Origin of the sequence: Dysgonomonas massiliensis (assembly GCF_900240225.1) — a bacterium.
GTDB classification, from domain to species: Bacteria; Bacteroidota; Bacteroidia; order Bacteroidales; family Dysgonomonadaceae; genus Dysgonomonas; species Dysgonomonas massiliensis.
In genome coordinates this window covers 80140-100380 of record NZ_OEPV01000009.1, presented here as the reverse complement: position 1 = coordinate 100380, position 20241 = coordinate 80140, and the positions used below count along the sequence as shown (strand labels likewise).

General features: G+C 34.3%; 17 protein-coding genes and 1 tRNA gene. 12 read left to right on the top strand and 6 right to left on the bottom strand.

Annotation, left to right across the window (positions count from 1 at the left end):
• Position 1 precedes the first annotated feature (1 nt).
• Both C1A06_RS10510 and dut read right to left on the bottom strand, forming a co-directional pair.
• Entirely contained in the window at positions 2-1762 is a 1761-nt protein-coding gene (locus tag C1A06_RS10510; protein WP_101690220.1) for a tetratricopeptide repeat protein, read from the bottom strand.
• A 10-nt stretch (positions 1763-1772) separates the two neighbouring features.
• Positions 1773-2207, bottom strand: coding sequence for a dUTP diphosphatase (gene dut / locus C1A06_RS10505; RefSeq protein ID WP_101690219.1), 435 nt, complete (start codon positions 2205-2207; stop codon positions 1773-1775).
• Between the two features lie 219 nt (positions 2208-2426).
• On the opposite strand from dut, the gene C1A06_RS10500 reads away from it, so the two are divergent.
• The 12 genes from C1A06_RS10500 (at position 2427) to C1A06_RS10440 (ending at position 13999) form a co-directional block, all read left to right on the top strand.
• Positions 2427-2504: transfer RNA gene (locus tag C1A06_RS10500), tRNA-Val, on the top strand.
• A 289-nt stretch (positions 2505-2793) separates the two neighbouring features.
• Entirely contained in the window at positions 2794-4017 is a 1224-nt protein-coding gene (locus C1A06_RS10495) for a site-specific integrase (RefSeq protein ID WP_101690218.1), read from the top strand.
• A gap of 218 nt (positions 4018-4235) precedes the next feature.
• The gene (locus C1A06_RS10490; RefSeq protein WP_101690217.1) at positions 4236-4787 is read left to right on the top strand and encodes a Crp/Fnr family transcriptional regulator; all 552 of its coding nucleotides are present in this window, start codon (positions 4236-4238) and stop codon (positions 4785-4787) included.
• A gap of 70 nt (positions 4788-4857) precedes the next feature.
• Positions 4858-5646, top strand: coding sequence for a class I SAM-dependent methyltransferase (locus tag C1A06_RS10485; protein ID WP_101690216.1), 789 nt, complete (start codon positions 4858-4860; stop codon positions 5644-5646).
• 57 nt (positions 5647-5703) lie between these two features.
• Positions 5704-5931 carry a hypothetical protein gene (locus C1A06_RS10480; RefSeq protein WP_145996383.1) on the top strand — a complete coding sequence of 76 codons (228 nt, stop codon included), beginning with the start codon at positions 5704-5706 and terminating at the stop codon, positions 5929-5931.
• Positions 5932-6477: 546 nt separating this feature from the next.
• Positions 6478-6813 carry a helix-turn-helix domain-containing protein gene (locus C1A06_RS10470; RefSeq protein WP_101690213.1) on the top strand — a complete coding sequence of 112 codons (336 nt, stop codon included), beginning with the start codon at positions 6478-6480 and terminating at the stop codon, positions 6811-6813.
• 303 nt (positions 6814-7116) lie between these two features.
• Entirely contained in the window at positions 7117-7704 is a 588-nt protein-coding gene (locus C1A06_RS10465; protein ID WP_101690212.1) for a BfmA/BtgA family mobilization protein, read from the top strand.
• A 1-nt stretch (position 7705) separates the two neighbouring features.
• A complete protein-coding gene (locus C1A06_RS10460; protein ID WP_221405684.1) occupies positions 7706-8512 on the top strand; it encodes a DUF5712 family protein in 807 nt (268 codons plus the stop codon).
• A gap of 357 nt (positions 8513-8869) precedes the next feature.
• The gene (locus C1A06_RS10455) at positions 8870-10093 is read left to right on the top strand and encodes a DNA cytosine methyltransferase (protein ID WP_101690211.1); all 1224 of its coding nucleotides are present in this window, start codon (positions 8870-8872) and stop codon (positions 10091-10093) included.
• A 2-nt stretch (positions 10094-10095) separates the two neighbouring features.
• Positions 10096-12639 carry an ATP-binding protein gene (locus C1A06_RS10450; protein WP_101690210.1) on the top strand — a complete coding sequence of 848 codons (2544 nt, stop codon included), beginning with the start codon at positions 10096-10098 and terminating at the stop codon, positions 12637-12639.
• Positions 12640-12641: 2 nt separating this feature from the next.
• Positions 12642-13328 carry a DNA-binding transcriptional response regulator gene (locus C1A06_RS10445; protein WP_101690209.1) on the top strand — a complete coding sequence of 229 codons (687 nt, stop codon included), beginning with the start codon at positions 12642-12644 and terminating at the stop codon, positions 13326-13328.
• Between the two features lie 2 nt (positions 13329-13330).
• Positions 13331-13999 carry a hypothetical protein gene (locus tag C1A06_RS10440; protein ID WP_101690208.1) on the top strand — a complete coding sequence of 223 codons (669 nt, stop codon included), beginning with the start codon at positions 13331-13333 and terminating at the stop codon, positions 13997-13999.
• Here the strand turns inward: C1A06_RS10440 and C1A06_RS10435 are convergent.
• From C1A06_RS10435 to C1A06_RS10415, 4 genes are all read right to left on the bottom strand, one after another.
• Complete coding sequence (locus C1A06_RS10435; RefSeq protein ID WP_101690207.1) at positions 13996-14232, bottom strand: helix-turn-helix transcriptional regulator; 237 nt, start codon at positions 14230-14232, stop codon at positions 13996-13998. The genes C1A06_RS10440 and C1A06_RS10435 overlap by 4 nt on opposite strands.
• A gap of 661 nt (positions 14233-14893) precedes the next feature.
• Positions 14894-17062 (bottom strand): DUF3858 domain-containing protein, encoded by a 2169-nt coding sequence (locus tag C1A06_RS10425; protein ID WP_101690206.1) that lies wholly within the window; start codon positions 17060-17062, stop codon positions 14894-14896.
• A gap of 11 nt (positions 17063-17073) precedes the next feature.
• Complete coding sequence (locus tag C1A06_RS10420) at positions 17074-18912, bottom strand: transglutaminase-like domain-containing protein (RefSeq protein WP_221405683.1); 1839 nt, start codon at positions 18910-18912, stop codon at positions 17074-17076.
• Between the two features lie 181 nt (positions 18913-19093).
• The gene (locus C1A06_RS10415) at positions 19094-20155 is read right to left on the bottom strand and encodes a mechanosensitive ion channel family protein (RefSeq protein ID WP_101690204.1); all 1062 of its coding nucleotides are present in this window, start codon (positions 20153-20155) and stop codon (positions 19094-19096) included.
• Positions 20156-20241 lie beyond the last annotated feature (86 nt).

Below are 20241 nucleotides of genomic sequence, written 5' to 3'. Positions count from 1 at the left end.
TTTATTGCTCTATATAAGTTTTTGTTTCAATTTTCCGATCCAGTGTCGAAGACTTTCTTATTCCCGGTTCCGTTTCAGCTTCTTCCTCCACTGAACGTTCTTTTGCTTTTTTCCAATATTTCAATGCCTCTTCTTTTTCATCAGTAAGATACAAAACATCTCCATAGTGTTCATAAACTTCAGAGCTAACCTTTTCACCACTTTCTTCGCTATACTTTACTGCGTTTCCTATGTATATCTTAGCCAATGTATACGCTTTTTGTTGGAAAAGCACCCAACCATATGTATCCAGATAAGTAGGATTTGTTGGTTCAAGCTTCACCGTTTTCGAACTCATAGATTCAGCCTTGTGTAAGTCTTTTTTCTCTAACGACAAGTAATAGCTATAATTATTCAGCACCAATACATTATTAGGATTATACTTGAGAGACATATCGTAATACACAAAAGCACTATCGGTCTGCTTTGTTTGGTAGTATATATCTCCAATCTGTCCATAGAAATTAGACATCAATCCAACATTTTGTTCAGGAACATATTTCAAACCATCCTTCAGAGAGATCAGCGCATCATCATAGTTTTCTTTCAAAAACTGAGATAAGCCCAAATAAAAGTAAAATTGGGGTTCATCTTCATTATAAGTGATAGCATTCTTACAAATTGAGATTGCCAAATCTACACTATCAGGGAATGCCGTAGAAAGCATTTGTTCCCAACCTGTCGGATTACTAGGATTTGCATCAGCAAAAAGCTGAAACTGAAAGCGAGCTTCATCCTTTTTCTCCTGAAGCATTAAAAGATTTCCATACATCAAGTTCAGCTTCGATTCTTGCGGATGTTGGATCAATAATGTATCCAGTAATGCATTTGCGGCTTCTGTATCTTTTTTTGTTTGATATAATGTTCCAATATATTGGGTCAGAACAGCAAGCTTGGTATCTACATCCATCTTCGGGTTAACCAATGCCGTACGCAATTCATTTTCAGCAGCCTCTTTATTATTCGTCTTTTCATAATAATCAGCCATTGAAGATATCAAATACGGATCTTCGGGATCTATTTCTTTTGCCTGCGTAAATATTTTATAAGCTTCCTTAAACTTATCCGACTCCATATACAAATTGCCCAACAAGATGCGATATTTCATCTCGTTCGGATATTTTTCGATATACTTTAAGATCTCGGCATAAGCTTTTTTTTCCTGATCCTGCGTTTTGTAAAGCTGATATTTCTGAAGACTTATTTTTTCATTCAATCCAATTACAGTCTCCAAACGGTCGAGCGTTTTAACTGCCATCGGCAAATCCTCATTCAAACGATAAGCCTCCGATAAATAGATATATAATTCGGGATTATCGGGAGTAGTTTTTATTAGTTTTTCATATAGGTCGATCGCCTCTGCATATTTCAATTGAGACAAGCATAAAGATGCATAAGAAACAGAATAATAGTAATTATCTGGATCCAGTTGAGATGCTTTACCAAAATAACTTAATGCCTGATCTTTTTTATCCAGCATATTATAGTAGTTACCTAATTCGAAATTCACATTCGCATTGGTAGAATCCATCTCATAACAATGGATCAGCAAATCGTAGGCTGAGTCAAACTTACCAAGTCCTTTATCTGAAAGTGATTGATAGAAATAATAATCGAACTTACGTTGATCTTCCTGAGACAATTTATTCTGTGCATAAACAGTAGCACAAGCAACTCCCAGCAGAAAGACTGTAAGTATATATTTTTTTGTTGCTTTTAGCATATATTTCTTGTTATTTTTTCCCGGTATGACCGAATCCTCCTGCTCCTCGCTCAGTTTCTTCCAGCGAATCGGTTTCTTCCCATTGAACTTGTGCATGAGCGGCAATTACCATCTGACACACACGCTCTCCGTCTTTTATTTCGAATTCTTCATTCGATAAATTAACGAGAATAACCTTAATTTCGCCTCTATAATCGGCATCTATTGTCCCCGGGGTATTCAGAACCGTCAATCCATGTTTTGCTGCCAATCCGCTTCTTGGTCTTATTTGCGCTTCATATCCTTGGGGCAACTCAATATAAAGGCCTGTTGGCACCAAAGTACGTTCTAAAGGTTTCAGAACAACTGGTTCTTCCAAATTAGCTCGCAAATCTAAGCCAGCCGAATAAGGAGTTGCATACTGCGGTAGCGCGTGTCTCGATTTATTGATGATTCTTACTTTCATGTAATGTATGATATTTTGCGTGTAAAAATACGAAAATAGTTAATTCTTTGCAATCGTTTATCTAAATAGATATAACTTAAGATGTTAATATATGCAAGGAAATAAAAATGAAAATATTTTCAAAAAAAATCTCAATTTGTTTTGCACAATTCAAAAATTGCCATATCTTTGCATCGCATTTGAGAGAAAATGCTACTCGAAAAGAGAAACAAAAAATGAGGGCGTTTAGCTCAGCTGGTTCAGAGCATCTGCCTTACAAGCAGAGGGTCGGCGGTTCGAATCCGTCAACGCCCACCAAACGGCAAAAAGGTCAAAAGCCACAAAATGCCAAACAAAGACATAAAGTCTGTTAGTCAGTAGATTAGCAGACTTTTTTCTTTTTCACCAAAGCCAATAAAAGTCAAAGAAAGACAATAGTGGAGTGAGTAAAAAGTGAGTGAAACTCTTACTTGATTTTTCACTCACTCGAAAGCTCGTTAATCGCTATGATTAAATGACTTACAAAGGCATTACTTGTCATACACAGGGAGACTCAATCTTTAAGCGATAGTGAATAATTTTGTCAAATCGCCTAAAAACAAGAGTTATGAAGAGTACTTATCGAATCCTTTTTTTGATACGAAAGAATGATTTAAACAAAGATGAACAAGCCAACATAATGGTTAGAATATCTATTAGTGGCAAGAAATCAGAGTTTAGTTCTTTGCAGTTTGTTAAGCCCCAAATGTGGGGTTCAACAGGCAGAGTAATCGGAAGAACAAAAGAAGCTGTGATAATCAATGATGCTTTAGATAAAATAACGATAGCCTTAGACAAGCATTATAAGGCTATCCTCGAAAAGGATGGTTATGTTACTCCTCAAAAACTTCGGGACACCTACTTGGGAAAAGAAATTCGAGAAAAAACAGTTCTTGCACTATATGACATTAAGGTAGAACAGAAAAGAAACTTAGTTGGTAAAACTATCCGAGATACAACACTATCCAAATATCTAGCCACCCGAAAACGTGTAGCAGATTTTATGTTACATAAATACAAAAAAGCAGATTTACAGATAAGAGAAGTAGATTTTCAATTCATAGCTGACTATGAGGTTTACTTGAAATCGGTTTGCGATTGTGGTCACAACTCAACAATTAAACATTTACGCTATCTGAAACAGATAATAACCAATGCTCTTAAGAACAGATATATTTCTTATGACCCTTTTGACGATCTCCCATTGTCATACAAGCCAGTGAACAAGCAATTTTTGATAGAGCCTGAAATAAAAAAACTTCTGTCAAAAAAGTTTGATTGTCAAAGATTAGAGGAGGTCAGAGATATATTTGCATTTCAGTGTTTCACAGGTATTGCCTACATAGATGTTTCCAATTTAACTACCGATAATATGTTTGAAGATGGTTTTGGACAGAAATGGCTACGTTTAAGCAGGCAAAAATCTGATGTGGAAGCGAATATCCCATTGTTAGAAATCCCTTTAAGTATTATCAGAAAATACAGGAAGTTAGGAAGTGATAAGCTGTTGCCTATGCACACCAATCAAAAGATGAATGAATATTTGAAGGAGATCGCAACTCTCTGTGGCATAAAGAAAAAGCTAACCACTCATTGTGGACGCCATACGTATGCTACAATAATGCTGACCAAAGGAGTATCAATAGAGAGCGTGTCTAAAATGCTCGGTCATACAAATATTACCACAACTCAAGTTTATGCCAAGATATTGAATGAGAAAATTTATGTAGAGGTAAATAAAGTCAGGGAGGAATTTGATGCTTTTCAGGCATATTATAAGCAAGCGAAATAGTTTTCTTTCTTTCATCTGAACACGAATATATAAGCAAGAGAATAACTAAATCAAGGTCAGGCCCTACGAGTTTGTACAAATAATCTTCCAAGTCTGCGACTAGCGTATTATTTGACAAAACCTTGCTTCTGTTATTCCCTTTTTAGGAAGATTGTTTATCAGACAGAAAGAAAAATAACATTCATAAATGTATCTTTGTCTTATCTATATAAAAACTCATGGAAAAATTCATTTATCAGATTCGCAATATTTACAACATTTCCGATCAGGCAATGGAATTATTATTGAGTATTTTCACTGAGATAAAGCAGAAAAAAGGAACTATAATCGTTCGAGAAGGTGAGTCAAATAATGATATCATATTTTTGAAAAAAGGTTTTTCAAGAGCTTATATAAATCAAGATGGTAAAGAAACAACAGTATGGTTTGCATCAAGCGGTAGCCCAACAGGAGCATATCATGGTACTCAATCTACTATAAATGTTGAACTATTGGAGGATAGTATATTATTGATTACTTCTCGATACCAACTTGAAGCCTTATTTGAAGAGAATATTGAATTAGCAAATTGGGGAAGAAAGATTGCCGAATATTATTTAGAAATCAATGTATATCATTTTTCACACTATAATGGTCTCGAAGGGAAAGAAAAGTATGAGCTTCTATTAAAAGAATACCCTGAAATTTTTCAAAAGGCAGCAATAAAACACATTGCTTCGTTTTTAAATATCACTCCACAATCCTTAAGCCGAATCAGAGGCTCTTTGTGAATTTTGTAACATATGTTATTTTTTGTGCTTTTACAAGTCCATAGCTTTGTATTAAATAAATTATACAGCAATGGAAAACTATTTAGATATAAATAAAGCAGCGTGGAACAATAGAGTTGATATACATATTGAATCAGAGTTTTACGAATTAATAAGACTTATAAATGGAGAACTGAGCCTTCCCTCGCTAGATATTAAATTATTAGGAGACATTAAGGGGAAAAGTATTTTGCATCTGCAATGTCACTTTGGAATGGATACAATTTCTTTAGCTAAATTAGGAGCTAATGTTACAGGAGTTGACTTTTCTGAAAAAGCCATCGCAAAAGCTAAAGAACTAAGCAATCAATTACAAATAGAAGTAAGTTATATCTGTTGCGATATCTATTCGCTACCTGATATGATTAATGAGCAATTTGACATAATTTACACATCGTACGGGGTTATCAATTGGTTGCCAGATCTCAATAGGTGGGGGAAAGTTATATCTGCATTATTAAAACCCTCAGGTAGATTTATAATGGTCGAATTTCACCCTATATTATGGATGTTTGACGAGACTTTTCAAAACATATTATATAGCTATTCTCGAAAAGAACCATATATAACTGAAGAATCAACTTATGTGGGTGATGCAGGTGAAGCTGTAGACAAAGTTGTAACATGGAACTATGGATTATCAGAACCTATTAATAATCTCACAAAAAATGGTATTCATATTGAAGGGATGGATGAGTATTTTTATTCCCCATTTAATTTATTTTCATCCATGATAGAAATTGAAAAAGATAGATTCCAAATAGCAGGGCAAGAAAACAAGATACCCATTACTTATTCTCTTATTGGCAAAAAGTTATAATTAAGATACAAGTATTCTAATAATTGAAACTATTTTTTGATTTCAAACTTTATGCCTATGAATGATCTAAATGAAACAGAGTTCTTTACTCTTCTATCTAGCCAAAAGCAGATAGCCTATTTTCAAATCCAAAATGCTTATGAAAAGTTTATAGAAAAAGTGATAAATATTAATCAGCCCGATAATGAATATACAATCATTTATCGGAAACTGAATCTGACTCGTATCGAGTTGGTATCATTGTCAAAGCATTTCAGATACGAGCAGGGGGAAAAATGCGCTTAAAGGTCAGTATTGTCAAAAGGCAATAGCTTTTATTGGTACCGAACTTTCTCTTCTAGAAAAAACATTCGCTTTTCCTGACCGATTTTATAAAGAACAAACCTTTAAATCCAATTTATACATAATCCCTAAGTCGAAAGGCTTGGGGATTATTGGTTTTGTAGAGTTAGTGGTTTGCCTTTTTCTTCTTGGAGAAATTTACACATCAAAAGGAGAAAGAGCTTCGCTTAGAGACATAGGGCAAGCTTTTGAGCAAATGTTCAACTTTAGTTTTGGATGTATCTACAAAAAGAGAATAGCTCTACTCGAAAGAAAAACATGTAACCTAACCAAGCTATTGGATAATCTAAAGAATCTGCTTATCAAAGAGAGCAAGAATAAACTAAATGAAAAATAATAATTTTATATGTTGCTTATAATGAATAGTATATAAGCAGAACATAGGGAGGTACTTAGAGAGATCTCTATGTTTCTGTCATCCATTGTCCGAGCTTTGCTTTACCAATCGATTGGAATTAATCAAAATATTAATTTCAAAAACAAAGAATTATGTATTTAGACAACGAGGACTTTTTAGCATGGATGGAAAAGCTATCCAAGAAACTCACAGATATAGGCAGAGATCTTAAACTCGTCATCAATACCGGCGATGCTTTTGCAAATGAAGACAAACTACTCGACAATCAAGATTTAGCATTTCTGCTAAAGGTTAGCTATCGAACACTCCAACGTTATCGGGATAGTGGTAAACTTCGCTATTTTCTTGTAAGGCGAAAGACCTTTTATCGTATGGCTGATGTGAAAGATTTTATCCAATCCTATGCCTCTAAAAAAGAGATTATGATGTTCAACAAAGGCTTAGAAGAGGGCAAGATCCTGAAATGATTCTGCTTTTCTCATCTAAGCAGAATGAAGCAAAAGGGTGAGAGCTGTGTTTAGTCCATCGCCCTCCCAAAAGACTCCGTATTTAACTCAAACACCCTCGCTCTACCGCTTCGGATTGTTTGGTTAAATTGAGCAAGAGGGAACTGGACTCTCGTCCTGTTCTCCTCTTGCCCTGCGGGGCAAAGCCTTCGGCTTTAGTGCTTTATCAAAAAGCACTGTAATTACACTTACAATTAGTGTAATCTTTTAAACCCTTATAATCAATCGTTTAAATGTATCATTTTCCATTAAATAGTAATTACTATGCAAAATCAGAATAGAAATATAGTGTTTACCACTATCTCCATAGATAAGGAAAGTCGTCGTTTAGTAGATAAAATATGCAAACGCTATTCACTGAAAAAGAGTGAAGCAATAAAATTAGCTTTTCAGTATTTGGATAAGGCAAATATCAATCCGAGTGAAGCACCTGAATCAACCAAAGCAGAGCTTCGGAAGATTAACAAACGGCAAGACGATCTAATCCGTTTTATCAGACACTATGAAGAAGAACAACTTAATCCGATGATACGAGTAAGTAACTCCATTGCTAGTAGGTTTGATAATATTGTAAAAACATTATCAGAAAAACTGGATTCAGAAATAAGCAATTCAAAGAATGTACTTGTTCAGGTATTAAGAAAGTTAGACGAGCAGTTTGGCAAACAAGCAGATGTGATAAATAGCCATTCTAAGGTTATCAATAATCTATCCCAATTACACCAAAAGGATAACAAGAAACTTCTAAAGCTTATCAGTCTGTATTCAGAACTAGCAACAGCAGGATTAATGGATGGCAAAAGAAAAGAGAATCTAAAAGCAGAAATTATCAATCTGATAAACAGCCAATAATATGAATATAGATTTTCCACCACCATCGAATGGTGTATATAATAATGCAGGGAGTAGCAAACGACTAGCAACCTATTTGGAACACGAGGACTTGGAACGGATGGAGAAAGGTATTTATACAGAAGGTTTTTTCAACCTGACAGAAGAGAATTTATATAAATCGCAAGTAGTAAGGGATATAGATAGCAATAAAGCTCAATTACTAAAAACAGATGCTAAGTTTTACGCTATTCATATTAGCCCATCGGCGAAAGAATTGCAAGCAATGGGGAGTAATGAGCAGGAACAAGCCGAAGCGATGAGAAGATATGTTCGGGAAGTCTTTATTCCTGAATATGCCAAGAACTTCAATAAAGGGTTATCGGCTAAGGATATTAAGTTTTATGGAAAAATTCATTTTGATAGGGACAGATCGGACAATACAGAAAATAATATGCATTGCCATATTATTGTTAGCCGTAAAGACCAAGCTAATAAAATCAAGCTCTCGCCACTAACCAATCACAGAAACACCAAGAAAGGAGCTATCAAAGGAGGTTTTGATAGAACGAATCTTTTTCAACAGGCAGAGCAAGGTTTTGATAGGCTATTCAATTATGATCGACAGCTAGATGAAAGCTTCGAATATTATAACATTATGAAGAATGGAAGTATAAAAGAGCAGATTAAGATGCAAGGACGTATGAATGCGTTCACTTATTCATTACCACATGATGACATGAATTCAGTAAGTCAGACACAGAATCAATCAACCATGAATAAGAAAAAAGAGAAGGATAAAGAAAGTTATAAAGGATTAAAAAGATAGTCCTATTTTATTTGTCAATGATTTAAATTATAGCTTTACAGAACGATTTAATACCATCTTTGTCTCAAACGCTATATCTTGATTTATAGCATATATAGTTAGTATATAATTCCGTAATCTATAATATTGTAGATTGGGGCTGTTAAATTTCTATAGATAGCCATTTGCTACAAGTATTGCAGGAGCATTATTATCTATACTTAATTACTACTCCCTGTAGATCTAATAAAATATTTCCATTTTATCTATAATAATGAAGAGTTCAACTCTTCATTATTATAGATAAACATTTCTTAATTGTTGCTTTTGGTACATATTTAATTATTTTTGTAGTAGTTTTCAATTATTTTTTGTATAATGGGAGATTTGGAACCTAAAAAATACATCGATTTATTTGCTGGATGTGGAGGCTTATCATTAGGACTACACAATGCTGGATGGAAAGGTGTATTCGCTATTGAAAAAAGTGTTGATGCTTTCAATACTTTGGAGTATAATCTTATTAATAGTTTAAATCATTTTGATTGGCCAAATTGGCTTCCTAAAGAGTCTCATGATATCAATGATGTTCTAAAGAAGTATAAGAAAGAACTAATTGATCTAAGAGGACATATTGATATGATTGCGGGGGGACCTCCATGCCAAGGTTTCTCTATGGCTGGACGTCGAAATGAGCATGATATACGAAACAACTTAGTAAAATCATATATTCGTTTTATTAGTTTAGTAAAACCTAAAATTATATTCTTCGAAAATGTTAAAGGTTTTACTCTGGAGTTTAAGAAAAATAAAGATAAAGGTATAGCATACTCTAGTTATGTAAAAAGCAGACTAAATCAATTAGACTATCAAGTGTATGGAGAACTTGTTAATTTTGCAGACTATGGAGTGCCTCAAAGAAGAACCCGCTTTATATTAGTAGGAATAAGAAAAGATATTGCAGGAGAGAATAAGAGCCTAGCTAAAAGTTTTTTCTTACAATTAATGAATAATAGATTAAATTTTCTTACCTCTAAAGGATTATCAATTGATACAAATCTAGGTGATGCCATTTCAGACTTACTTAAATCAAATGGAACAATTCAATCTCCTGATACAAAAAGTTCCAGAGCTGGAGTTTATGGGAAGCCTCAAAGTAAATATCAAAAGATAATGAGAGGGAACTCTACTTTAGATATTCCAGACAGCCACCGTTTTGCAAACCACAGATTAGATATAGAGAAAAGATTTCAAAGCATTTTGTCAGATTCTAAAACTCGCAGGAATAAAGATTTAGACAAACACCTTCGAATACAATATAATATAAAAAAACATACTATTATCCCTTTAGATAAGGATGATAAAAGCCCTACTATTACGACTTTGCCTGACGATTATATACATTATTTAGAGCCACGTATACTAACAGTTAGAGAATATGCAAGAATACAATCGTTCCCAGACAGTTTCGTTTTTAAAGGGAAATATACAACAGGAGGGAAGCGTAGAGTTCTAGAAGTCCCCAGATACACTCAAATAGGTAATGCCATTCCCCCTTTATTCGCTGAGCAAGCAGGAGTAATTCTTAGTAAAATAATTTAGCCATGTCAAACAAATTAGAATTTAGAGTTAGTTCCGCTTTGAAAAATATAGTTGGGAAAGACCTAATAGTCAATGATTACATCGCAATATTTGAATTAGTTAAGAATTCATTTGATGCAAGGGCTACTCATGTCATTATAACTTTTGATGAAGATTCTATATCTATTGCAGATAATGGTAAAGGAATGACTCTTGACGACATTAAAAATAAATGGTTATTCCTTGCTTATTCAGCAAAGAAAGACGGCAAAGAGGATGTTCCTAAAGAAGAGGACTTTCGAGACAAGATACGAGAAAGAAGATATTATGCAGGGGCAAAAGGTATTGGAAGATTTTCAAGTGATCGATTAGGAAAAGAATTAACACTTACAACAAAAACAAAAAACAGTGGTAACTGTGAGCAGATTTTTGTTGATTGGACAAAATTTGAAAAGGATCAAGAAAAAGAATTTGTTGAAATAAGTGTTGATCATACAAATCTTGGATATTCGACAGAGCTTTTCCCTGAAAAATCAACACATGGCACTATATTAAAGATTAGTAGACTTAATGATACTTGGCCAAGTTTAAAATTGCGTAATTTAAGACGCTCACTAGAGAAGCTAATAAATCCTTTTTCTGGTAAAAGCAGTTTCTCAATAGAAATTATCTGCGAAAAAGAAATAGAAGAGGATAAAGTTAGAACAGATAGCGAAAAGATCAATGGAATTCTTAAGAATACTATTCTTGATGCTCTAAATCAAAAAACGACCCGCATAGATGTAGAAATTTCTTCTACTGATATTATAACTGAAATAATTGATAGAGGAATAAGTATTTATAAAATAAGAGAACCTAATTTCGAAAATCTTCTCACTGGGACTTCTATAAGTCTATTATTTTTAAATAGATCGGCAAGACATACCTTTACCCTAAGGATGGGGATACAATCCGTCGAATATGGATCGGTATTCTTATATAAAAATGGGTTCAGAATATATCCTTATGGAGAACCTGGAGATGATAGCTGGGGAATTGATGCGAGAAAACAACAGGGCTATAACAGATATTTAGGCTCTCGAGACCTAATCGGTAAAGTCGAAATACAAACAAATCTTAACGAAGAATTTAAAGAAACCTCTAGTCGTGATGGAGGCTTGGTTCAGACTCGTGGAGCCATCCTTTTACACGAAGCTTTTGATAATGCACATAGACGTTTGGAACGTTATGTTGTTGGAGTCTTATGGGGAGAGGGATTCATGAAAAGAGATTTTTTTATAGATGATAAAATAGCGACTGAATATAGAAGCCTTTTATCAAAAGATAAAGACTCCGACGATATAACAACAGTTCAATCTAATCTAGGGAGTAAACTTGACTTTATACAGATAGTTAAAGGTCTTGTAAAAGATAGAAATGTTGAAGTTTTAGGATATAATGAAGATTTGACAAAACTAATTGTTGAGGAACTTAATACTGTAAAAATTGACGTTTTAAAAGATATCGAAGAGATAGCTATAAAGACAGGTAACGAATCACTTAAAGAGGAGGTTGAAAAGATAGCTATTGCTTTACAAGAAGAGATCGCAAAGAGAGAAAAAGCTCAACGAGAAGCGGAAGAAGCAGAAAGACGATTACAAGAAGAGATTGCAAAGAGAGAAAAAGCTCAACAAGAAGCAGAAGAGGCAAAAAAAGCTAGAGATATAGCAGAAGAAAATAGGAAAAAAGAAGAAATTGCCAAGAAAGAAGCTGAATTAAAACAAAAAGAGGCAGAACAAAAGGCTAGAGAAGAAAAACTAAGAAGGAAAGAAGAGGAATTAAAAAGAGAAGAAGAGGAGAGAAAAAGAAAATATGCAGAAGCACAAAAAGCAGAAGCAGAAAATAAATTAGAAATAGAAAAAGATAAAAACACATATTTATCAGCAACTAGACATCTAACAAAGGAAGTAGAAGATATTATTCATACTATTAAAATTTCTTCTAATGAATTGAAAAGCTCAGTCAAAAACATAAGAGATCAAGTTAAAGACAACAAGGCTATTTTAGAAGATTTAGCTCATATCAATTTTCATATTGATCGAGTTAACAAGTTGAGTAGTTTGCTCACCAAAGCAGATATTTCATTCTTAAAAGAACATGTTAAGATAGATATCCCCTCTTACATTGAGGAATACATATCAAATTATTCAGTTTCAATATCAAACATAAAATTCATAAAAGATTTTAGTGAACCTTTTATAAGAAAGGTTTCATCTTTGGATCTTTCTGTTATTTTAGACAATATTATTAGTAATTCAAAAAAAGCAGGGGCGACAGAAATGCTTATAGAATTTTCGAAACGAGGATCTCATCTAAATATAGATTTTAGTGATAATGGAGATGGCGTTCCAGATAATTTCATAAAAAATGATGCATTGTTTGAACTAGGAGTAACGAATCGTAGAGGAGGATCAGGTATTGGACTAAGCGCAATAAAGGAAAGACTAAATAAAAACTTATATGGAGATATAATTTTTGTTGGGAATAATCATAAACTGAAAGGAGCTACATTCCGAATAACATTTTAGCTATGAATAAGAAAACATGTCTAATTATTGATGACGAAGATCAAAGAGGTGTCTTTAAAACTGGAATACAAGATGTCCTAAAAAGAGATGGATATCATGTAGATCTTATATTTATCCATACTGTTTGTCAAGAAGTCCTAGATGAAAATCAAGATATTGACAAAGAAAAACTCACTAACTATATTAAATCTGAAATAGATGGGAAGCCCATTGATATTATTGTTACCGATTTTAATCTAAGTGACAAAAATATTAATGGGCTTGATGTTATTGAAATTATTCGTGAAGATAGGATTAAAACACCTATAGTCCTTTATTCTGGCAATAGAGAAGAAGTTATAAAATCTACTGTATTCAATGGTGAAGATTTAAAACCATCAGATGAGTTAATTCGTAGTGTAAAACGATTGATGCTACATAATATATCAGAATTCACCGATAGAACAACCTATACAGAAGAAGTGAATAAATTATTAAAGAAAAAAGAAAATTCAACACAACAAGTTCTATTAAGGAAACTTAGGGAGTTTTCAAAAGAAGAATTTAAGATTTGTTATCCTGAGCTTGGTGGAAAAAAATTTGAAGATATTGCTTCCGAAATCGAGAAGGACTCCTTGCAAGGACAGAAATTTCAGGCAGAGCTAATTGAACAGGTTTTATCATATATGCTTGACATCAATAAGAATTAGTTATGAAAATAATTTGTGTTTATCCAATAGAAGACGATAAATCTACAGATTTTCTGGAGCCTATATATAAAATGCTTAAAAAAATACCAGACATTAATTTTGTAGAATACCGATTACAAAACGAAAATGATACTGATGAAATGATTCAAGATATATCAGCAAAGGATGAGTCATTGATTATTTATATGGGGCATGGCTCTAGCTTAGATTTACAACAAAACTATAAACCGATTTTAAAGAGAGATAGTTTGATTATATTGAAAGGGAAAAGAGTCTTTTTTCTATCTTGTAGATCTGCAGAATTACTAAAAAAATGTGGAGTCCCCATGAAAGAGTATATTGGATTTGGGGATATGCTAACAAGTTGGCAAGAGATTATGGCTGAGCGAAATCTTGATGCAAATGCATACAAAGGAATAACTGAAGAGCATATAGAACTATTTAATTCCATATTAACAAATTCTGTTTGCCAATCTCTGGCGAAAACAATTGAACAAAAGAAATCATTTCAATATCTCTTTTTGAAAATAAAAATTTATCTAAATAGAGAAATAACCAGACTATTGCTTGATAAACAAGTGGTTGGATATGAAATTCTTGTAGAACGATTATTTGACTTAAAATACAATCTGTCGTTGAGTGATAAATTGGAAATAGAGCCACTGTACTAAATTTGTGTATCTAATAATTCTAATTTACTTCTATCCATTGGAGCAGGAGCAAGTTCAGCACCAAATAAATTTAACACCTGATTGACTTTATCCATTCGTAAGGTTTCTTTGCCTTGTTCCAATTCACGAACAAAGCGAAGTCCTACCCCTGCTTTTTCGGAGAGGTCTATTTGTGTTAAGCCGTATTGCTTTCGCATCTGCTTAACATATGCTGATAATGATATATTTTCCATAATTATACCCTTTGGGTGCTAAAGTAGTAAATAAATATCTAAATACACCTTTTAGGGTATAAAAAATATCTCAAGGTAGTAATTATACCTCTTAGGGGATAATTATAGATAAATTTGCAAGAAAAATATTGTATTATAGGAACAAAATACCTATCTTTATTTCATCACTTAACGAGGAAAAGTCCTCCCATTCTCATACATAAAACAAAGTGAGTAACAAGTGAGTGAGAAAGATTATAAAATAGCTACTACGCTGACAGCATACGGGTTAGATGGCTGAAAATAAATCCGTCAACGCTCACTATAAAAAAGCGATTACAATAATGTAGTCGCTTTTTTTATTGGTTTTCTGTAGGTTTAAATTGGTGATACTTAAACCGAGACTTAAACCAGAAAAACCATCATGAAAGCTACTATTAATGCGGTTTGTTACAAATCGAAGAGATTAAAAAACGGTAAAAATCCAATAATGTTAAGAATTAGCAAGAAAAGGAATGGCAGATTTTCGCCAGCATTACATCAGTATAGTTATCAGACCATACGTCCATTACGACAATTCAAATCTACACACGAATACAAGCAATAACTAAGTAGAATAAAAGAAATTAAGCTGCCTTCTACAGACAGCTTAATTTAGCTGATTGCAAACATAGAGAACCTATTATTTTTTGAAAACAACAGACTGTCCGAAGAATGCGTTTGCTGCATCAATCATCTGAACAAGTTTGTTCCAATTATTGGCTGGCTCATAATTGTTCTTATAAACTTTTTTAACCTTGATTACAAGGTCAGATCCTTCCACACTTGCCGATGATATGAACTGTCCACATTCATTATCGATGCTATAGTTTAGGTTCTTTATATTCTCTACTTTGTATCCCGCAGGGATAGCCACTTTTATTTCATGCTCGTAGCCTCGAGGGAATGACATATAAACGTCAATCGTACGATCGCGTGTACCATCTTCCAGCTTTACTTGCGTACCTATCAGTTTGCCGGCATCCAAAATATAGTTGTTTCCTGCACGTTTAACTAGTCCGTCCAAAGTATATTTTACGCTATAAACCATCTCCCGTTGATCAGGAGTTACACCTAGAGTAGGGAAAGAATATGCATCCAGCTCTTTCGCATCCATATCGTGATAATACTTTATTTCGGCTTCGATGGCCTTCTTTTGTTCTTTCTGATCCTCCGAATAGCGTGCCTCGAATGCATTTATATCTTTGGTTTTGTTCTTTTCTTTCAATATTTCTAATTCCGATTTCTTGCCTTTCCATTGTTCAAGGGCAGCATCCCAATCTTGTAATAATATCAATCCCGAATAATATCCGTTTCGATGATGCCCCGTAAGGATAGTCTGGCGGTCAATGTCAAGTGTCAACATATTGTTACCAGCAAGCTTAACGCTCATACTTGTTTTGTTTACATTCTGATCGACTTTGGATATTGGAAGAGTAAATGTACTGCGTGCTTTCGAATCGCGGAAGTTGATATTATTATAGTTTTTAGGTGTAAATACGATCGCTGTTTCACCTTCGAAACGCGAGTCGCTACCAACGTAATACTTGTATCGATTAGGGTGAAACACCTGATCGCCATTGGCAATCAATACAGGATCGTAATCGTAGAATGACGAAGTCTCATTACTGCGCACATCAAATCGACTTGTCACAAATCCGATTTTATAATCGATCTTATATCTTTTCATCATATATCCCAGTGTCGAAATGTATGTGTTGTAATATACATTGTTCAGATTGTTCATATGTACGCTTAGCGACTGTCCTATAAATTCGGCTAGTTGTCTCTTGTTTGCTTGTGGATTTTCTTTCATGAACTTTTTAGTCTGCTTATCTACATGTTTGGCATCAGTATAATACAATGACAAGTTGTAAACAGAAATGGCATCCTCCAATATTTTATCAGATGGCAGATTGGCATACAAACCTTCTTTGCGTGCTGTAGCTGGTTTACCTATGTTTTTATTCGAGTTGTACAGAACCGCAAGTCTGATAATAGGCAACTGGCGTAAAGGCGATAACCATTGTTCGGCAGTTACTTTTTGTATGTTTGTTTGCTTTACATCCAAAACATAGTCGCCTTCTTCGTTTGTAGACACTGTGAAATCAGGAGCACCATTCAACAAACGGTATTCGTTTGTTAGTTTCTTACTAAGTTCGCAATGTACTGAATAGGATAAAATAGGGTATTTCGATGCGAAGACAAACAGTTGTTCGGGGATATTCTGATAGTCTATACGTCCTTCTTCTTGGTAGAAATAATCTAGAATATCTCCCACCTGAAGATCTGATATAGCAAGTTTTTTATTTCTCTCCTTGTCCTTTTTACCTTCGGTAACTGATACAGCTTCGCTCATGTCGACTTCTTTTATTGTGCCATCGGGCTTGATGATACGCACACCAATAACAGCCTTGTAAAGAGTGCTTACGTTGCGTCCGTATGATTTGTCGTTTTCTTTGAATTCAAGATCGGCATTGTCTTCCAAAGCTTTTTTATCATTCAGTTTTATCATCTTACGGATGATGTGGCGGAATGTTAACTCTTTATTGAGACCGAATCCTAATATTCCACCTCCAGTAAAGCGGATTTTGGTGTTCCCTGTCGCATAAACTTCTTCGTGTAAAGCTAGAATTACAGCCGATTCGTTTTTGTGTTTGTCAGGAACTGAATAGTTTTTAAACTCGGGCTTATCCCATGCCCATACCGAGTCGCGCATGGCTTTTGCGTATTTCTCATAATCATCATCAGCAAAAGCTGATTGTATAACGAATATGCCAATTATGATTAATAAAAGTTTTGAAGTTCTCATGTTCTTTATTTTTATTGTGCAGTTAATACGACTTGTTCCATGTAGTTATTTCTCAGCTCGTCAATATCCGAGTTCCACTGGCTGAAATTTTCTTTTTTGATAAGAGGATCTTTTATGATTGTTTCCGAACGATAGAGCAGTTTGTTATCATCCTTGGTGTAAGTTATACGGAATAGATAACCATCTCTGTCGATTGTCATGTTCTCAGGTATATGTGTAAGCGAATATCCATACGGAATCAGAAGTTCAGCTTCGCGCACTTGGCAGCGGCGATAACTTAGCAAATAATTGGATTTTCTCTTTTTGATATCGATGTTATAGTTTATAAAGTCCTGAGTCTGATTCATTCCTATATAGATATCTTTGTCTAAGGTTTGAATACTCGATTTGTTATCCAATCTATAAGTGATGTAAGTTGCCTCAGTCTTAGGACTTGCCCCTCTCAATACGACATCAGAAGCTTTGTCCTGTATATTCCCGTCTTCGACAAAAAATCTCAAAGCTTCATCTATTTTATTTTTAGGGGTGGCGTTGATAAGAGATAAAATTCTCTCTTTCGATTCGCCTTTGAAATAACGCGCACATTGACCGACAAGCTTATCTCCGTCTATGGTAAATTTGCAGTGTAGGCTGTCGGTATTCAATTGAGGAGGGAAAACCGGTATGCGATTAAGTATAAATTCATCGCCATTTTCTATCATTACCTGACGCCCTTGTATGCTTTGAGGGTACTCTCCTAAAGGCATGTATTCGTATGTAGCATCCAGATAATAAGTTTTCCCGTCGAATAGCACAGTACATATCATATGATTATCTACCGAAAGATTAGGTACGCTGTAATCGTGAGCAATATGATTTGTTCCGATCCAAGTAAGCCTTGCATCAAATCCAAGACTTTCGAGCAAATATTTTGTCAGATTAGCCATACCTTTACAGTCTCCATATTTCTTGCGAAGCACTTCTTGAGCATCATCAGGTTTGAAGCCTGCGATGCCGTCTGCAAAGGCCAGATAACGAATATTTGTTTGCACCCAAGCAAAAACATCTTTGATCTTATCTATATCACTTTTACTGTCAGCTATAATCTCTTTTGCTTTATCGGCAATAATATTCATATCGTTGTTCATCTGATTTACGAGATGTTTGTACCATGCATATTGATCTGTTAAAGTTTCGAAGAAAGTAGTTTTTACACCCTCTATTTCAGCCGATTTATTCAGTATCATTATGTGTGGGTAATTATATGTATATCCTTGCATTGAAGGTTCCTGAGGTATAGGATCCAGATTATGGATAGTATATACATATGTTTTCTGATTGGTCTTAGGATCAGTCAATATTTCTTTTTTAATATTGTCGCCCAAATTGTAATCAACAAATTCGGCATTCATCCATGTTGGAAGAATGATTTTTACAGTTTTGTTTTTCACAAACAGATCGTCACATAGGGATATAACCGGGAAATACCTCGGATCTTTGATCGTTTTTTCAAACTCTACAGATCCTTTCTTCCCTTTTTTATCGAAATACAAAGATATCTCACAGATTTTAGCATCTGTGTAAAATATATCGTTCGAGCTGTATTGTGTGTACTTCGGATTTTCCAGTTTTATACCTTTTACCCGAACTTTGTCTATTGTCGATTCATTGTCGTACATCTCGTATGTATAGGTTTTCCCACCCAAACGAGTCGCTTCGTATTCGGCAATGTACCTTTCTTTGACAACTACCTGACCTTTGTCAAGTATGTATTCGTATGTTACATCTTTGTTGGAAATGATGATGTTATCATCCTCTGTTTGAGCTATGGCAATGAAGCTGCAAAAAAAGAAGATGACCGATAGAGTCATAATTTTGTGCATTGAATGTGTTTTGAAGATGTTTTTACTTAGTGAGTATTCTATTTGTGATTAATGTTAAACAAAGATATCTTTTTATCGGTGATTTGCAAATATTTAAACTGATATTCAAACAGAATAATTCCATTTGAATACTTAAAAAACAATTTGCATCCTTCAGAGAGAAATCCCATTACTCTTTGCTCAGAAATATTGTTTGCGTAGGATATGCGAATACTAATCCTGCAGCATTGAACATTTTCAATATTTCCATATTTACATTCGATCTTACTTGCGTATTGTCACCTTTCTTTTCGATGTAGTAAATAAAGGTTATGATCATTGCCGAGTCTGCAAAATCTGTGAAATATGCGGTCAGATCTTTTAGCGATACAAAATCAATTCTATTAGGCATATCTCTCAATATAGCCATCGCCTCTTCCATCTTTTCAGGAGTAGTATCGTATGTCAAACCTATTTTCATAACAACACGGCGCATTGGCTCAGCCGATATATTGATCACCGAAGTGTCCGATATTTTGTAATTCGGAAGTGTTATGATACGTTTGTCGTAATTCCTGATTTTTGTACTTCTTATACCGACGTCTATAACTGTTCCTTCGTAACTGTCAATACGTATAGTATCGCCAATACTGAAAGGTTTGTCGGTAAGTATAGTGAATGCCGCAAATACATTTTTTATTGTATCTTGAGCTGCCAGAGCAAAAGCAATACCTCCAATACCCAACGTTCCGAGCAATGCACTGATATTAACACCCACGTTGCTTAGTGCCGTAAATAAACCGGTTATCCAGATGATAATAGTAATTGTTCGGTTGAGGATAGGCATCATGCGCTGATCCTGCTTGCTACTTTCTTTCGATTTACCGAATCTTGTCCAATAGACTGAGATCAACCCGTTGCTAAGACGGGCAAAGAACCATGTTGCATTCAGGGTAATAAGTATTCTATAAGCTGTATCTATAATCTTTATATACTCTTGCGGGTATGATAGATTGTGTATGGAAATCCAGATACCAAGCAGCGAGATTGCAAAGATGAGAGGAGACTCCAGAGCTTCGAATAAAATATCATCCAGCTTATTTTGAGTCTTTTTTGTAAATGGTAGAATAACTTTCCGATTGATCAGAGATATAAGCTTAGCTATAGCAATTGTTATCACTAAAATCAGGAGCGAAACACTCCATTCTTCGACTGTATTTCCCCAAATCTGCTGTTCGAAAAAGTTTGTCATTATCTGTTTTATTATTTTAATTTCTATTATAATAGTAATACAAAGATATTCTTTTTAAGAAATCTGTACTACACGATATAGACAAA

What these genes read in the sequence shown, in the direction of transcription:
- C1A06_RS10510 (WP_101690220.1), bottom strand. Translation starts at nt 1,762, where the DNA reads ATGCTAAAAGCAACAAAAAAATATATACTTACAGTCTTTCTGCTGGGA.
- dut (WP_101690219.1), bottom strand. Translation starts at nt 2,207, where the DNA reads ATGAAAGTAAGAATCATCAATAAATCGAGACACGCGCTACCGCAGTAT.
- C1A06_RS10495 (WP_101690218.1), top strand. Translation starts at nt 2,794, where the DNA reads ATGAAGAGTACTTATCGAATCCTTTTTTTGATACGAAAGAATGATTTA.
- C1A06_RS10490 (WP_101690217.1), top strand. Translation starts at nt 4,236, where the DNA reads ATGGAAAAATTCATTTATCAGATTCGCAATATTTACAACATTTCCGAT.
- C1A06_RS10485 (WP_101690216.1), top strand. Translation starts at nt 4,858, where the DNA reads ATGGAAAACTATTTAGATATAAATAAAGCAGCGTGGAACAATAGAGTT.
- C1A06_RS10480 (WP_145996383.1), top strand. Translation starts at nt 5,704, where the DNA reads ATGAATGATCTAAATGAAACAGAGTTCTTTACTCTTCTATCTAGCCAA.
- C1A06_RS10470 (WP_101690213.1), top strand. Translation starts at nt 6,478, where the DNA reads ATGTATTTAGACAACGAGGACTTTTTAGCATGGATGGAAAAGCTATCC.
- C1A06_RS10465 (WP_101690212.1), top strand. Translation starts at nt 7,117, where the DNA reads ATGCAAAATCAGAATAGAAATATAGTGTTTACCACTATCTCCATAGAT.
- C1A06_RS10460 (WP_221405684.1), top strand. Translation starts at nt 7,706, where the DNA reads ATGAATATAGATTTTCCACCACCATCGAATGGTGTATATAATAATGCA.
- C1A06_RS10455 (WP_101690211.1), top strand. Translation starts at nt 8,870, where the DNA reads ATGGGAGATTTGGAACCTAAAAAATACATCGATTTATTTGCTGGATGT.
- C1A06_RS10450 (WP_101690210.1), top strand. Translation starts at nt 10,096, where the DNA reads ATGTCAAACAAATTAGAATTTAGAGTTAGTTCCGCTTTGAAAAATATA.
- C1A06_RS10445 (WP_101690209.1), top strand. Translation starts at nt 12,642, where the DNA reads ATGAATAAGAAAACATGTCTAATTATTGATGACGAAGATCAAAGAGGT.
- C1A06_RS10440 (WP_101690208.1), top strand. Translation starts at nt 13,331, where the DNA reads ATGAAAATAATTTGTGTTTATCCAATAGAAGACGATAAATCTACAGAT.
- C1A06_RS10435 (WP_101690207.1), bottom strand. Translation starts at nt 14,232, where the DNA reads ATGGAAAATATATCATTATCAGCATATGTTAAGCAGATGCGAAAGCAA.
- C1A06_RS10425 (WP_101690206.1), bottom strand. Translation starts at nt 17,062, where the DNA reads ATGAGAACTTCAAAACTTTTATTAATCATAATTGGCATATTCGTTATA.
- C1A06_RS10420 (WP_221405683.1), bottom strand. Translation starts at nt 18,912, where the DNA reads ATGACTCTATCGGTCATCTTCTTTTTTTGCAGCTTCATTGCCATAGCT.
- C1A06_RS10415 (WP_101690204.1), bottom strand. Translation starts at nt 20,155, where the DNA reads ATGACAAACTTTTTCGAACAGCAGATTTGGGGAAATACAGTCGAAGAA.